The organism is Stutzerimonas sp. NM35, from assembly GCF_054604355.1.
The window spans coordinates 2930903-2945452 of sequence record NZ_CM137728.1 but is presented as its reverse complement, the minus strand read 5'-3'; the positions used below and the strand labels follow the sequence as shown (position 1 = coordinate 2945452).

General features: G+C 63.5%; 14 protein-coding genes. 7 read left to right on the top strand and 7 right to left on the bottom strand.

Going from position 1 to position 14550, the window contains the following annotated elements:
- Window positions 1–20: 20 nt before the first annotated feature.
- From mltB to lipB, 5 genes are all read left to right on the top strand, one after another.
- Window positions 21–998 carry a lytic murein transglycosylase B gene (gene mltB, locus ACYCFC_RS13755; RefSeq protein ID WP_459653996.1) on the top strand — a complete coding sequence of 326 codons (978 nt, stop codon included), beginning with the start codon at window positions 21–23 and terminating at the stop codon, window positions 996–998.
- Complete coding sequence (locus tag ACYCFC_RS13750) at window positions 995–1987, top strand: septal ring lytic transglycosylase RlpA family protein (protein WP_459651943.1); 993 nt, start codon at window positions 995–997, stop codon at window positions 1985–1987. The genes mltB and ACYCFC_RS13750 overlap by 4 nt, the downstream gene beginning before the upstream one ends.
- Before the next feature lie 62 nt (window positions 1988–2049).
- Window positions 2050–3207: a D-alanyl-D-alanine carboxypeptidase family protein gene (locus ACYCFC_RS13745; RefSeq protein WP_181086599.1), complete on the top strand. Its 1158-nt coding sequence runs from the start codon at window positions 2050–2052 to the stop codon at window positions 3205–3207.
- Window positions 3208–3273: 66 nt separating this feature from the next.
- Window positions 3274–3558 carry a DUF493 domain-containing protein gene (locus tag ACYCFC_RS13740; RefSeq protein ID WP_181086600.1) on the top strand — a complete coding sequence of 95 codons (285 nt, stop codon included), beginning with the start codon at window positions 3274–3276 and terminating at the stop codon, window positions 3556–3558.
- Between the two features lie 58 nt (window positions 3559–3616).
- A complete protein-coding gene (gene lipB / locus ACYCFC_RS13735; RefSeq protein WP_459651942.1) occupies window positions 3617–4273 on the top strand; it encodes a lipoyl(octanoyl) transferase LipB in 657 nt (218 codons plus the stop codon).
- Between the two features lie 94 nt (window positions 4274–4367).
- Here lipB and lipA read toward each other — a convergent pair whose 3' ends face one another.
- The 7 genes from lipA to leuS form a co-directional block, all read right to left on the bottom strand.
- On the bottom strand, window positions 4368–5420 hold the full coding sequence (gene lipA, locus ACYCFC_RS13730) for a lipoyl synthase (RefSeq protein ID WP_459651941.1): 1053 nt from the start codon (window positions 5418–5420) through the stop codon (window positions 4368–4370).
- Window positions 5421–5558: 138 nt separating this feature from the next.
- Window positions 5559–6875: a methyl-accepting chemotaxis protein gene (locus ACYCFC_RS13725; RefSeq protein WP_181086603.1), complete on the bottom strand. Its 1317-nt coding sequence runs from the start codon at window positions 6873–6875 to the stop codon at window positions 5559–5561.
- Between the two features lie 124 nt (window positions 6876–6999).
- Window positions 7000–8298: a lytic murein transglycosylase gene (locus tag ACYCFC_RS13720; RefSeq protein WP_181086604.1), complete on the bottom strand. Its 1299-nt coding sequence runs from the start codon at window positions 8296–8298 to the stop codon at window positions 7000–7002.
- Window positions 8299–8359: 61 nt separating this feature from the next.
- Window positions 8360–8518 (bottom strand): alternative ribosome rescue factor ArfA, encoded by a 159-nt coding sequence (gene arfA, locus ACYCFC_RS13715; protein WP_459651940.1) that lies wholly within the window; start codon window positions 8516–8518, stop codon window positions 8360–8362.
- A gap of 150 nt (window positions 8519–8668) precedes the next feature.
- Window positions 8669–9697 carry a DNA polymerase III subunit delta gene (gene holA, locus ACYCFC_RS13710; protein ID WP_459651939.1) on the bottom strand — a complete coding sequence of 343 codons (1029 nt, stop codon included), beginning with the start codon at window positions 9695–9697 and terminating at the stop codon, window positions 8669–8671.
- Window positions 9698–9736: 39 nt separating this feature from the next.
- Entirely contained in the window at window positions 9737–10342 is a 606-nt protein-coding gene (locus ACYCFC_RS13705; RefSeq protein ID WP_459651938.1) for an LPS-assembly lipoprotein LptE, read from the bottom strand.
- Window positions 10343–10387: 45 nt separating this feature from the next.
- A complete protein-coding gene (leuS, locus tag ACYCFC_RS13700; RefSeq protein ID WP_459651937.1) occupies window positions 10388–12994 on the bottom strand; it encodes a leucine--tRNA ligase in 2607 nt (868 codons plus the stop codon).
- A gap of 250 nt (window positions 12995–13244) precedes the next feature.
- On the opposite strand from leuS, the gene ACYCFC_RS13695 reads away from it, so the two are divergent.
- Window positions 13245–13694: a hypothetical protein gene (locus ACYCFC_RS13695; RefSeq protein ID WP_181086609.1), complete on the top strand. Its 450-nt coding sequence runs from the start codon at window positions 13245–13247 to the stop codon at window positions 13692–13694.
- A gap of 82 nt (window positions 13695–13776) precedes the next feature.
- The gene (locus tag ACYCFC_RS13690) at window positions 13777–14547 is read left to right on the top strand and encodes a YdcF family protein (protein ID WP_459651936.1); all 771 of its coding nucleotides are present in this window, start codon (window positions 13777–13779) and stop codon (window positions 14545–14547) included.
- The last annotated feature ends 3 nt before the right edge of the window (window positions 14548–14550 follow it).

The following is a 14550-nucleotide window of genomic DNA, read 5'->3' as shown; positions in this document are numbered from 1 at the left end:
GTAATACCCGGTTGACGCGTGTGCTCTGCGGCGTGGGCCTCTTTGGTGTGCTCGCCGGCACTCAGCTGGTTGACGCAGCCGACTACGAAGGCGAGAAGGTCGCCGAGTTCGTCCGCGAAATGACCCAGGATTACGGTTTTGTCAGTGAGCAGCTGGTCGAGCTGCTGGCCCAGGCGGAGCGCAAACAAGGGATTCTCGACGCCATCTCGCGACCGGCCGAGCGGGTCAAGCCCTGGAAGGAATACCGGCCCATCTTCCTGACTGATTCGCGCGTGGCCCAGGGTGTCGATTTCTGGCGCGAGAACGAAGCCGCGCTGGCGCGTGCCGAAGCCGACTTTGGCGTACCCGCTGAAGTGATCGTATCGATCATCGGTGTGGAAACCTTTTATGGCCGCAATACCGGCAGCCACCGGGTCATCGATGCACTGGCCACGCTGGGCTTCGATTATCCTCCGCGCCAGCCGTTCTTTCGCCAGCAACTCAAGGAGTTCCTGTTGCTGACGCGTGAAGAACAGGTCGATCCGTTGACGCTTACCGGCTCGTATGCCGGTGCCATGGGGCTGCCGCAGTTCATGCCGAGCAGCTTCCGCGCCTATGCGGTGGACTTCGATGATGATGGTCGCATCGACATCTGGAAAAACCCCACGGATGCCATCGGCAGCGCCGCAAATTATTTCAAGCAGCACGGCTGGAAAGCCGGCGAGCCGGTCGTGGCGCGCGCCACGGTAAAGGGCGAGCGCCATGCCGAAGGCATCACCGCGGGTCTGGAGCCGGTCCTGAAGGCTGCCGAACTGCACGAGCTGGGCTGGCACAGCGACGACACGATCGCCGACGACACGGCGGTGACCGCCTTCCGCCTGGAGGGGGCCGAGGGTGACGAGTACTGGATCGGCCTGCCGAACTTCTATGTCATCACGCGCTACAACCGCAGCGTCATGTATGCCATGGCGGTGCATCAGCTCGCCGAACAGCTCGCCGAAGCCAAGGGGGCGCAATGACTAGTCTGCAGATGCGGCTGCTGGGATTGGTCACGGCCATTGCGCTGGTCGTCGGCTGCTCCTCCAAACCACCTTCGTCACCTCCTGCAGTGGTGAAGGGCGGCGCTATCAGCGGTCCGGAAAGCTATTCGCGGCCACATCAGGATGGCGCACCCTGGTGGGACGTGGATGTATCGGCGATTCCCGATGCGGTGCCGACGCCCCATTTCGGCCCGTTCAAGGCCAATCCCTATACGGTGCTGGGCAAGACCTATTATCCGATAGGTGATGGGCGCAATTACCGGGAGACCGGTACGGCGTCCTGGTACGGCACCAAGTTTCACGGGCAGCCGACCGCCAATGGCGAGAAGTACGATCTGTACGGCATGAGCGCCGCGCACAAGACCTTGCCGCTGCCCAGTTATGTCCGGGTGACCAATATCGACAACGGCAAGACCGTGGTGCTGCGGGTCAATGATCGCGGTCCGTTCTACTCGGATCGCATCATCGACCTGTCCTTCGCTGCGGCGAAAAAGCTGAACTTCGCCGAGTCGGGAACGGCGCGGGTCAAGGTCGAGGGCATCGACCCCGTGCAGTGGTGGGCCGACCGCGGCCAGCAGCCTCCAATGGTCCTGGCCCAGCCGCAGAAGGTTGCCAGCAAGCCTGCCGCCAGCACGCTGGCCCAGCCGGTCGAACAGTACACGCCGCCACCGGCGCAGCATGCCGGTGCTACGCTGCCGGTGGAAGTCGGCAACGACGGTGGCGCTGTCGCATCCGGCCTGTTTCTGCAGGTCGGTGCATTCGCCAACCCGGATGCCGCCCAGTTGCTGCGCGACAAGCTCAGCGGCATGACCGGCGCGCCGGTATTCGTCAGCTCGGTGGTCCATCGCGAGCAGGTGTTGCATCGGGTTCGTCTTGGCCCGATCGACTCGGTGGACGAGGCCGAGCAGATTGAGCAGAGCGTGCGTCTCGCCAACCTCGGTCAGCCACGGCGGGTGCGAGGCGAATGATGTGCCGTAGCGGAACCCATGACACCGATTCTGTTTTGCCTATATCCATTTTCGAGAGAGCAATGACTATCACCACCTTCGTGCATCGCCTGTTTCTTCTTGTCCTGCTGACGGTGGCGCCGGTTGCGCTGGCCCAGCCGGTCATCCCTTCAGCGCCACAACTGGCGGCCAAATCCTACGTGCTGATGGATGCCGCCAGCGGCAAGGTACTGGTGGAGAGCGGCGGCGACGAGCGCCTGCCCCCCGCCAGCCTGACCAAGTTGATGACCGCCTACATCGCCACCCTGGAAATCCAGAAGGGCAAGATTGCCGAGAGCGACATGGTCACCGTCAGCGAAAAGGCCTGGCGCACCGGCGGCTCGCGGATGTTCATCCAGGTCAATACCCAGGTTTCGGTGGACGACCTGCTGCACGGCATCATCATCCAGTCCGGCAACGATGCCAGCGTGGCCATGGCCGAGTACATCGCCGGCAGCGAGGAAGCCTTCGCCGACCTGATGAACGCCGCCGCGCAGCGCCTGGGCATGAGCAACACCCACTTCGTCAACTCCACCGGCCTGCCGCACCCGGAGCACTACTCTTCGGCCTCCGACATGGCCAAGCTGGCTCGTGCGATCATCTACGAGGACCCGGCGCACTACGATATCTACGCGCAGAAGGAATTTCTCTGGAACAACATCAAGCAGCCTAACCGCAACCTGCTGCTGTGGCGCGACAAGACGGTCGATGGCCTGAAGACCGGGCATACCGAAGAGGCGGGTTACTGCCTGGTGGCTTCGGCGGTACGCGACGGCATGCGCCTGATCAGCGTGGTGTTCGGCACCAGCAGCGAGCAAGCGCGCGCCGCTGAGACACAGAAGCTGCTGACCTACGGTTTCCGCTTCTTCGAGACACGCACTTTCTACCAGCAGGGCGTCGAGCTGGCCAAATCCCGTGTCTGGAAAGGCCAGCAGGATCAGGTCAGCGCCGGACTGGCCGAGGATCTGACTCTGACCCTGCCGCGCGGCCAGCTGGACAAGCTGCAGGCTGGCATGGCCTTCAATCCCGAGCTGACCGCACCCATCCAGCAGGGTGATGTGATTGGCAAGGTCGAGGTCAGCCTCAACGATCAGGTGCTGCACAGCTCTGACCTGATCGCTCTGCAAACGGTTGAAGAAGGTGGGCTGTTCCGTCGGTTTTGGGATAGCATTCGACTGTTCTTCTTCAACCTATTCAACTGACAACCCTTGCGTGCGTCCTGGCCACCCCGCCAGGATGCGCTTGCGGATCACGAGTCCGTCACAGCCATGAACGAAAGTACAAGCGATACACAGGCGCCAAAAATCGAATTCCCCTGCGAGCGTTACCCGATCAAGGTAATCGGCGAGGCCGGAGAGGGTTTCCGCGAGGCAGTGGTCGAGGTGATACGTCGGCACGCACCGGATTTCGATGAAACCACACTGGTGATACGCGACAGCCGTAACGGGCGCTTCCTCTCCGTCCAGGTGCTGATCACCGCGACTGGAGTCGAACAGCTGCAGGCGATTCACGTCGACCTGCGTGCAACCGGGCGCGTGCAAATGGTGCTCTGATGAGCGCCGCCTTCCTGCACGCCAGGCTGTCTGTGCGAAGCGCCTTCGGAGCCCGTCGATGAGCGGCTCCGTGCTCGGCGTGCGCGAGCTTGGTCTGACCGAATATGAGCCTGCATGGCAGGCCATGCAGCGCTTCACCAATACGCGCGGCCCAGCCAGCGACGACGAGATCTGGCTGTTGCAGCATCTGCCGGTGTTCACTCAGGGGCAGGCCGGCAAGGCCGAGCATCTGTTACTGCCCGGCGACATTCCGGTGGTGCAGGCCGACCGTGGCGGTCAGGTGACCTATCATGGCCCAGGGCAGCTGGTGTGTTACCTGTTGCTGGATGTCAGGCGCCTGGGGATCGGCGTGCGTGAACTGGTCAGCCGCATCGAGCAAAGCCTGATCGATCTGCTTGCCAGCTACGATGTGCAGGCCGTAGCCAGGCCCGATGCGCCTGGCGTCTACGTCAACGGCGCGAAGATCGCATCCCTCGGCCTGCGAATCCGCAACGGTCGCTCATTTCATGGCCTGGCGCTGAACGTGGACATGGATCTGGGACCCTTCGGACGGATCAATCCCTGCGGCTACGCCGGCATGAGCATGACCCAGCTGGCCGATCTGGTCGCTGGACCGGTAGCGTTTTCCGAGGTCAGTGCCCGCCTGCGTGAACAGCTGGTCAAGCACCTCGGTTACACGCAGCAGCAGACGCTGACGGGCGCAATAGATTGCTAAGAAGCATGGCGGATATGAAACGCCTGCCTCCAGCAGGCGTTATTCGGCCCGATCGGCCCGTAGCCTGGACTAGCCGAAGGCGTAATCCGGGTTTTCAGTTCAGGTTGAGTGCCGGAATCAGGCTGCTGTCGAACGCCTGGCCCGGCACGGGCACCGGGGCGGCCAGGCCCAGGTTGTTCTTCTCGAACACCCGGTCGGCCCGGTAGCTGGAGCGCACCAGCGGGCCAGCGGCGACTTCCATAAAGCCCTTTTCCAGGCCGATATCGCGCAAGCGGTTGAATTCTTCCGGGCTGACCCAGCGTTTGACCGGCAGGTGGTTGCAGGTCGGCTGCAGGTACTGGCCGAGGGTGAGAATATCCACGCCGATGGCGCGCAGGTCATCCATGGTCTGCAGCACTTCCTCGTCGCTTTCACCCAGGCCCAGCATCAGGCTGGTCTTGGTCAGCATCTGCGGACGATGGCGCTTGGCGTGCTCCAGCACGCGCAGGGTCTTCTCGTAGCCGGCGCGGGGGTCGCGTACTTCATGGGTCAGGCGTTTGACCGTCTCGACGTTTTGCGCGAAGACTTCCAGGCCTGAGTCCGCTACACGTTCGATGGCTTGCAGGTCGCCGTCGAAGTCCGGGGTCAGGGCCTCGACTACCACCTGCGGGGTGCGCTCCTTGATGGCGCGTACACAGGCGGCGTAGTGTGCGGCACCGCCGTCGTCCAGATCGTCGCGGTCCACCGAGGTCAACACGATATAGCGCAGCGCCATCAGCTCTACCGACTTGGCGGTGTTCTGTGGCTCCTCCTGGTCCAGCCAGCCGTTGGGGTTGCCGGTATCCACCGCGCAGAAGCGGCACGCGCGGGTGCACACCGAGCCCATCAGCATGATGGTGGCGGTACCGTTGGACCAGCATTCGCCCATGTTCGGGCAGTGGGATTCCTGGCACACGGTGCTCAGCCGATGTTCGCCGACATTGCGCTTGACCGCTTCGAAGCGGCTACCGCTGGGAGCCTTGACCCGCAGCCACTTGGGCTTGGGTTCGAACACCTGGGGATCGCTCGAGGCGCGGCGCTTCTGCCCGTCCTTGATCGCGGTGATGCCCTGAGTGGTGCGGAATTTTTCGCCGCTGGCAACGGTTTTGGGCTGGGAGATATCGGACATCGGCAATCTGGGCTCCGCTAGAGACTCCGTGGACGAGGCGGCTCGTGGCCGCCACGCAGTTTATCACAGGCACTGACCGTTGATTGAGGGTGCCCGCGCAGAGCAGGGGAACGTTCATCAATCGAAGCAGCCGCTTGATCAGCTCTTCAGATGGCTGCTGAAGTGACCCACTGCGTCCACGACTCGCTTGGCGCCCTGCTGGATCTCGACGATCACCGCGCCGGCTTCGTCGGCCAGTTGCAGCCCCTGCTCGGCCTGCTCGCGACCGCTGGCCATGCTCTGCACCGCGGCCTGCGCCAGGCTCTGGTTCTTCTGCACCACATCGACGATTTCCTCGGTGGCCTGGCTGGTGCGGCCAGCCAGCTGGCGCACCTCGTCGGCGACCACCGCGAAGCCACGGCCCTGGTCACCGGCGCGGGCCGCCTCGATGGCCGCGTTGAGGGCCAGCAGGTTGGTCTGGTCGGCGATGCCGCGAATGGTCTGCATGATGGTGCTGATCAGCTGAGACTGCTTGTCCAGGGCCTCGATACCGGCGGCGGCCTCCTGGACCTTTTCGACGATCTGCTGCATCACATCCAGCGTCTGCTGCACCACGGCAGCACCCTTGTCGGCGCTCTGGTCGGTCTTGCGGGAAATGTCGTAGGCGATGCCGGCAGCTTCCGACACGGCTTGTTCCTGATTGACCTGGTCGGTGATCAGAGTTGCGAACTTGACCACCTTGTAAAGCTTGTCATGGGCATTGAGGACCGGGTTGTAGGAGGCTTCGAGCCATACGGTGCGGCCCATGCTGTCGAGACGCTTGAAGCGCCCAGCGACGAACTCACCTCGATTGAGCTGCGCCCAGAATTCGCGATACTCCGGCGAGTCGGCCTCCTCGGGTGAACAGAACAGCCGGTGATGCTTGCCCTGGACCTGGTCCAGGCGATAGTCCATGACGCGCAGGAAGTTTTCGTTGGCAGTGATGACCTGACCGGTCAGGTCGAACTCGATCACTGCCGTGGAGCGCAGCAGCGCCTTGATCAGGCTTTCGTGCTCCTTGGCGGTGGTGATGGTGGCGGTCAGGTCGTTGGCGCAGAGCGTGAAATACTGCAGCTCGCCGCGCCCGTTGTTCACCGGTTGCCAGATGGCCCGCAACCAGGCCTCTTTGCCATCGCCGCGCAGCAGGCGGAAGGCTCCGCTCCAGTGCTCCGGAGTGCGCAGGGCGCTCAGCAGCGCAGGATGATTGGGATGGCTGCGGAAGGAATCGGGGATCAGTTCGTCCAGTGCGCGACCGATCAATTCATCCCTGCGGTACTGCAAGGCCTCCAGAAGATTGTCGTTGGCGAAGCGCACCCTGCCCTTGGGGTCGAATTCGATCACCAGCATTTCGCTGTAGAGCGAGTCCTTGATCTGCCGGGTGCTGGAGAGTTCGTCCTGCATTTCGGCCAACTGCTGTTTGAGACGACCGTTGAACATGGGCAGCATCTCCATGAGAATCCCATAGGGTGTGTCTTTGTCTCGGCTAACCGGCGAAGCGCTTGCCGATGAAATCCTTGAGAGTGCAGCCGAACATTCGGCTTTGCGCAAGCACGCCGCAGGCTTAACGAGCGCTGCGCAAACGACCCAGCAGTTCCTGGGTTGGATGCCCATCGGCGGGCCACCCCAACTGTTGCTGAAAGCCGCGAATGGCGCTGCGCGTGTTGGCCCCGATGATGCCGTCCGCAGTGCCCGGATCGAAGCCTCTGGCAGCCAGGCGTTCCTGCAATTCCAGCCGTTCGGAGCGGCTCAGCGGCTGCTCGCCCAGCGGCCAGCTGGCGCGAACCTGGCCGGCACCATCGAAACGCTCGGAGAGCAGGCCGATGGCCAGTGCATAGGAGGACGAGTTGTTGTAACGCAGGATGGTGCGGAAGTTATCCAGCACCAGAAACGCCGGGCCGCGATGGCCGGCGGGCAGTAGCAGGCTGGCGCTCGCCTCCTGCTCGCCGCCCGGCAGGCCCTGGACGCCCATGCCGCGCCATTCGCTCAGAGGCTTGCGGATGCTGCTGTCGGCCAGCGCATAGTCGAACCCCTTCGGCAGTGCGACTTCGAAACCCCAGCGCTGCCCCTTTTTCCAGCCTGAGGACTGCAGATAGTGAGCCGCCGAGGCCAGCGCATCGGCGGAACTGTTCCAGATGTCGCGCCGGCCATCGCCGTCGAAGTCCACGGCATAGGTGTTGTAGGTGGTGGGAATGAACTGGGTCTGCCCCATGGCCCCAGCCCAGGAACCACGCAGGTTGTCGGGAGAAACGTCACCGTGCTGGAGAATGTCCAGGGCGGCCAGCAGCTGGGTCTTGGCAAAGCCGGGACGGCGTCCTTCATGGGCCAGGGTGGCCAGTGAGCGAATCACCGACTTGTCGCCCATGATCTTGCCGAAGTTGCTTTCCAGCCCCCAGATTGCCACCAGCGTATTGCGCCCTACGCCATAACGCGCCTCGATGGCCGCGAGGGTCGCCTCGTGCTGGCTCAGCAGGCGTTTGCCGCCATCCACGCGCTGTGCGGCGAGGGCGCCTTCGAGGTATTGCCAGACCGGTCGGGTGAATTCCGGCTGGCTGCGATCAGCGGTGATGATGCTTGGATCGGGAGTGACGCCGGCAAAGGCGCGGTCGAACAGCGCTGCCGGCACTCCGGCCTGCAGGGCTTCTACGCGAAAGGCGTCGCGCCACTGGGCGAAGCTTGGTTGCGGCAAGTCGGCTTCAGTAGCTGGGGCGGCATCTGCAGCCTGGGACAGTACGGCGTGCTGTGTGTCAGTGTTCGGTGTGGACTGGGCAAGAGGCTCGGCGGCGCAGGCAGCCATGATGCTCAGGGCTGAAGCGGCTATCAGGATTCTTGGCAGTACAACGGGGGCGAAGGTGTAAAGCATGCACCACTTCTCGACAGGACATCGGTGGGTGACATTAGCACGCTTTGAATGGCTTGGCTTTTCAAGCCGCCAGAAGGAGTGAAGCCCCCCAGTTGTCGGACTGGGAGGCTTCGCGGCGGTAGCTGCCTTTGCCTTTTTTCGGTTGTTCCTGGCGGCTGCGGAACAGCGGTTGCGCTACCAGTGATTTGGCCTTGTTCGGTCGCTTTTGGCTCTTTGCCATGGGCTCGTCCTCTGGGGTTGGAGTTGGGCGCATCATAGGCGTTGTGCAAAAAATGTCCAGCGGGGAAGTGGTCGAATAAATACGACCCTACGGGGCATGGCTTTGGAAGCGTGCAGGGCGCGTAGGGCAGAACTTGTTCGGCCAGGTGCGCTAAAGCCCGATCCGTCGTCCGCTCAGTTGCAGGCAAAGGTCGCTCAGGCCGACCCAGGGATCGCCTTCGGCCTGGCCCTTGATCTGTTCATCGATGAGTTGGGCGCTCATCAGTAGCCGCTGCCAGCCGCTGGCATCGTGGCGTTGCAGGGCCTTGCTGACCAAAGGGCGGCGTTTGTCCCAGACCGGCGGGCGGGCCTGACTGAAAGCCCGGTCGAGAGGAACGCCCTGGCTGTAGAGCAGGGCGATATTGGCCAGCTGACGCACTTCGCGGGCCAGCATGGTCATGATGAACAGCGGTTCGACTCCCTCACCACGCAGGCCGTCGAGCATCCGCAGGACATGCTCGGGCTGGCCTTGCAGTGCCGCATCGATCAGACCGAAGACATCGTAGCGGGCGCTGTCGGCGACAGCGGCCTGGACGGTTGCTGCGGTGATCTGGCCAGCTTCGGCGAGAAGTTTGAGTTTCTCGATTTCCTGTACGGCGGCCAGCAGGTTGCCTTCGACCCGTGCGGTGATCAGCTCCACGGCTTCCTGATCGGCGGCCAGCCCGGCCTGCGACAGGCGCTGGCGAATCCACTGGGGCAGTTGTGTGGCATCCACTGGCCAGATTTGCAGGAATTGCACCTGCTTGCCATCGATCAGCGCCTTGGCCCACTTGGTTTTCTGGGTGTTACCGTCGAGTTTCGGCAGGCTGATCAGCAGCACGGTGTCTTCGGCGGGCCGTGTCAGGTAATCGATCAGCGCCGCCGCGCCCTTGTCGCCAGGCTTGCCGTTGGGTATGCGCAGTTCCAGAAGACGTTTTTCGGCGAACAGCGAGAGGCTGGCGCCAGCTTCGACGAGCTGGCCCCAGTCGAAGCCGGTTTCGACATTGAGCACCTGGCGTTCGCTGAAGTCCTGTTGGCGGCAGGCGGTGCGAATGGCGTCGCAGGCTTCCTGGCACAGCAGGTGCTCATCGCCGCTGACCACGTAGACAGGCGCGAGCGGGCCTTGCAGGTGTTTGCCGAGCTGGGCGGGGGAGAGTTTCATGATCGATAGAAATTCGGGAGCCGCAAGGGCTCCCGATGGTCACTGGTTCGGCAGGTCGATGGGCGATTGCTGTGGTTGCGCACCCTGCTCACGCCGCTGTGCCTCGATGGCTTCGGCCTCCGCGCGCTGGCGGGCTTCGGCGGTCTGCTGCAGCTGGTCGAGCTGCGTCGGGGTAATGTTGCTGATGCGCATGCTCAGCTGCTGGAGCAGTTCGCGGCGCATTTCCACGCGCAACTGGTTGGCTTCCTGATCGGAGCCGATCAGGTTGCTGCTGTCGTGTACGTAGACTTTCTGCACCTCGATGCTGTCTTCCAGCAGTACGGTGTTCTGCGGGCCGCGGAATTGATAGTCAAGTACGCTGGTCAGCTCGTATTCGGCACTGCGCGACGAACTGGTGTAGCTGGCCGTGCGCTGACGGTTCTGCTCACGGACCAGATCCAGGGTGTAGCGCGCGCCGGGATGGACTCGCACGCCGCTGTTGCCAAGCAGTTCTTCCAGTTGCCGGACGGTGTCGCCATGGCTGTTGCGTGCCTGCAGGTTGATTTCCTCAAGGGCGAAGCCGCTTGCGCCGGTTCCGCGAAGCTGGAAGCCACAGGCGCTGAGCAGCAATGCCAGAGCGACCATCATTAGATTGCGTTTGACCATCCTGTTATCCCCTTGCCAGCCCCGGCGCTGTGCGCCACGGCAAAATCAGTTTGCGACGATATTGACCAGCTTGCCCGGCACCACGATGACCTTGCGAATGGTCAGGCCTTCGGTGAAGCGCACCACGTTCTCGTTGGCGCGCGCACTGGCCTCGACTTCTTCGCGGCTGGCGCTGGCCGACACTTCGATCTGGCCACGCAACTTGCCGTTGACCTGCACCACCAGCGTCAGGCTGTCCTGTACCAATGCGCTCTCATCCACGGCGGGCCAGGCCGCATCGATGATCGCACCCTGCTTGCCCAACTGCTGCCAGAGCTCGTGACTGATATGCGGTGTGATCGGTGCCAGCAGCAGTGCAACCGCTTCCAGGCCTTCCTGCAGCAGCGCGCGGTCCTGCCCGCTAACTGTCGCGGCCTTCTCCAGCACGTTCATCAGGGTCATCACCTGAGCGATGGCGGTGTTGAACTTGTGATGCTGGCCGATATCGATGCTGGCCTGCTTGATCGCCAGATGAATCGCGCGGCGCACGGCCTTCTGCTCGTCCGACAGCGTGGCGAGGTCCAGTGTGCCCGGCAGGCCGGCACTGACGTGGGCATGGGCCAGACGCCAGACGCGGCGCAGGAAGCGGCTCGCGCCTTCGACGCCGGAGTCGGACCACTCCAGGCTCATGTCCGGCGGCGAGGCGAACATCATGAACAGGCGGCAGGTATCGGCGCCGTAGGCATCGATCATCGCCTGCGGGTCGACGCCGTTGTTCTTCGACTTGGACATCTTCTCGGTGCCGCCGATGATCACCGGCAGGCCGTCGGCCTTGAGGGAGGCGCCAATGATCTTGGCTTTCGCGTCACGCTCAATGTCCACTTCGGCTGGATTGAACCACTGACGGCTGCCATTGGGCTGCAGGCGGTAGTAGGTATCGGCCACCACCATGCCCTGGGTCAGCAGGTTCTTGAACGGCTCGTTGGACGTCACCAGACCTTCGTCACGCATCAGTTTGTGGAAAAACCGCGCGTACAGCAGGTGCAGGATGGCATGCTCGATGCCGCCGATGTACTGGTCCACCGGCAGCCAGTGGTTGGCTGCAACCGGGTCGACCAAACCCTTGTCGTAGTGGGGCGAGGCGTAGCGGGCGTAGTACCAGGACGACTCCACAAAGGTGTCCATGGTGTCGGTTTCGCGCTTGGCCGCGGCGCCACACTGCGGGCAACTGCACTCATAGAATTCCGGCATCTTGGCCAGCGGGCTGCCAGCGCCGTCCGGCACCACGTCTTCGGGCAGCACCACCGGTAACTGGTCTTCCGGCACCGGCACGTCGCCACAGCTTGGGCAATGGATGATCGGGATCGGGCAGCCCCAGTAGCGCTGACGGCTGATGCCCCAGTCGCGCAGGCGGAACTGGGTGCGGGCCTGGCCGAGGCCTTTGTTCTGCAGGGCGACTTCCATTGCGTCGAAGGCGCCGTCGAAGTCCAGACCGTCGAACGTGCCGGAATTGATCAGCTCGCCATGTTCGCCGTAGGCGTCCTGCCAAGGGGCAGGCGTTTCGTCGCCCGCGCTGGTGCGCACCACCGGCTTGATCGGCAGGCCGTACTTGCTGGCGAACTCGAAGTCGCGTTCGTCATGCGCCGGCACGGCCATGACAGCGCCTTCGCCGTAGCCCATCAGCACGTAGTTGGCGACCCACACCGGCAGCAGTTCGCCGGTCAGCGGGTGCTGTACGCGCAGGGCGGTGGCCAGGCCCTTCTTTTCCTGGGTGGCGATGTCGGCTTCGGCCACGCCGCCACGCTTGCATTCGTCGATGAAGGCTTGCAGCTCGGGGTCGTTCTGCGCGGCCAGGGTCGCCAGCGGATGTTCGGCGGCCACGGCGACGTAGGTGGCACCCATCAGGGTGTCGGGGCGGGTGGTGAAGACCTTCATCACACCTTCGTTGCCGATGCTGGCGACGTCGTAGGGGAAGCCGATCTCCATGCCGCGCGACTTGCCGATCCAGTTGCGCTGCATGGTCTTGACCTGTTCCGGCCAGCCGTCCAGTTCGTCCAGGCTCTCCAGCAGCTCATCGGCGTAGGCGGTGATCTTGAAGTAGTACATGGGAATTTCGCGCTTTTCCACCAGCGCGTCGGAGCGCCAGCCGCGACCGTCGATGACCTGCTCGTTGGCCAGTACGGTCTGGTCGACAGGGTCCCAGTTCACGGTGCCGTTCTTGCGGTAGATCACGCCCTTCTTGTACAAGCGGGTGAACAGCCACTGCTCCCAGCGGTAGTAATCCGGCTTGCAGGTGGTGATCTCGCGAGACCAGTCGATGGCCAGGCCCAGGCGCTGGAACTGCGCCTTCATGTACGCCATGTTCGAGTAGGTCCACTTGGCGGGCGCGACCTGGTTCTGGATAGCGGCGTTTTCCGCCGGCATGCCAAAGGCGTCCCAGCCCATGGGCTGCAGCACGTTCTTGCCCTGCATGCGCTGATAACGGGCGATCACGTCGCCGATGGTGTAGTTGCGCACGTGCCCCATGTGCAGCTTGCCGCTGGGGTAGGGGAACATCGACAGGCAATAGAACGTGTCCTTGCCGGGCTGTTCGCTTACTTCAAAGGATTTCTGCGTGTCCCAGTGGGACTGCGCGGCGGCTTCGATTTCGCGGGGCTGATACTGTTCGTGCATGGCTACTGGCATAGGAAGAAGTGGCTGGCTGTCCGCGAAGCAGCGCGGGTTGCGTCATGCCGGCTCGCCGTCTGACTACGGCGGCGGCACTGCGGGCTGGATGCGGAAGCCTGAAAGCCCAGTAGCATACATGACCCCCCTTGATCGAGGGAAACCCGATTTGCCGTGCGCCCCGTTTGTCGCAGACGGCCTGGATGCCTGAGCCTGAGCTACGCTTGTAACGGGGGCGGGACGAGCAAAGAGGTGAATCATGACTGAAGAGCGCCAGGTGGATGAGGGCAACCTGTATGGACGTGTGCTGCAACGGCTGACGCTGGCCCTGGAGGAGGCTGAGCGAGCGGCGAGCGCAGGCGGGGATGTTGGTGGCGAACTGGAAGTCGGCGGGCTGACGCCGGCGGAGTTTGAATTGATACGGGCGTATCTGCAGCAGGATGCGCAATGGTTGTCGGGCTGGCATGCGGCTGCCGAGGAGCAGGCGCAGATGCTGCGTCAGGCTGCGCGACCTACGCTGCGCGCCTTGCGCCAGCATCCAGGCAAGGCGTGCAAGCAGGCCCCTCTTGCCCTTCGACAGGTGCTGACGTGTGCGATCTGTGGCGCGACGGTGAACTGGCCGGAAGCCGCCGGCCCGGCTGCCTGTACGTCCTGCGGCTCGCAACTGCTGCGTGCGCGGCAGCGTTTACATACCTATCCCAAGCATTGATGGCTATTTGATTGCAGTCAGCGGCTGCATGTTGAATGCCTTGAAGAGTAGAGTTGCGGCTACCGCCACGTAGGAGCCGGGCATGCCGATTCGCTATTTCTTCAAACAGTTGATATTGCCCCCTGGCGGCCTGTTGTTGCTACTGCTCGCGGCCTGGTGGCTGCGGCGACGGGCGCCACGGCTGGCAGCGCTCTGCTTCGTGCTGGGGTTTGGCGGTCTGTGGCTGATGAGCCTGCCGGTCACGGTGGAGTGGGCCGCGCGGGCGCTGGAAAGCGAGCCGGCGCTGGAGCGCGTGCAGTGGAGCAGCCTGAACAGGGAGGCACAGGCGATCGTGGTGCTCGGCGCCGGTCGCGAACAGGCCGATCCGGGCTGGGGTTCGGACCAGCCCAGCCATATCGCCCTCGAACGGCTGCGCTATGCCTCACGGCTGGCCAAGGACTCGGGCCTGCCGATCCTGGCCAGCGGTGGGCTGCATTATGGCAAGCCGCCGAGCGAGGCCCTGTTGGCGGCTGAAGCCCTGCAGCGGGATTTCGATACGCCTGTGCGCTGGCTGGAAGAGCACAGCCGCACTACCTGGGAAAATGCCCTGTACAGCGCCGAAATGCTCAAGGCCGCCGGCATCCAGCGCATCGTGCTGGTGACCTCTGCCGCGCACATGCCGCGCTCGCGCTGGTGCTTCGAGCAGCATGGCCTTGAGGTGATCGCCGCGCCGGTGGGCTTTCTCGGCGTCCCGCATGGCCGGCCTTTCGGCGGCTGGCTGCCGGAGACCAAGGCCGTCTGGCAGAGCGGCATGCTGCTCAACGAGGCGGCGGGGCTGCTGGTTTATCCGCTGTTATACGAAGGGGCCGAGTAGCGG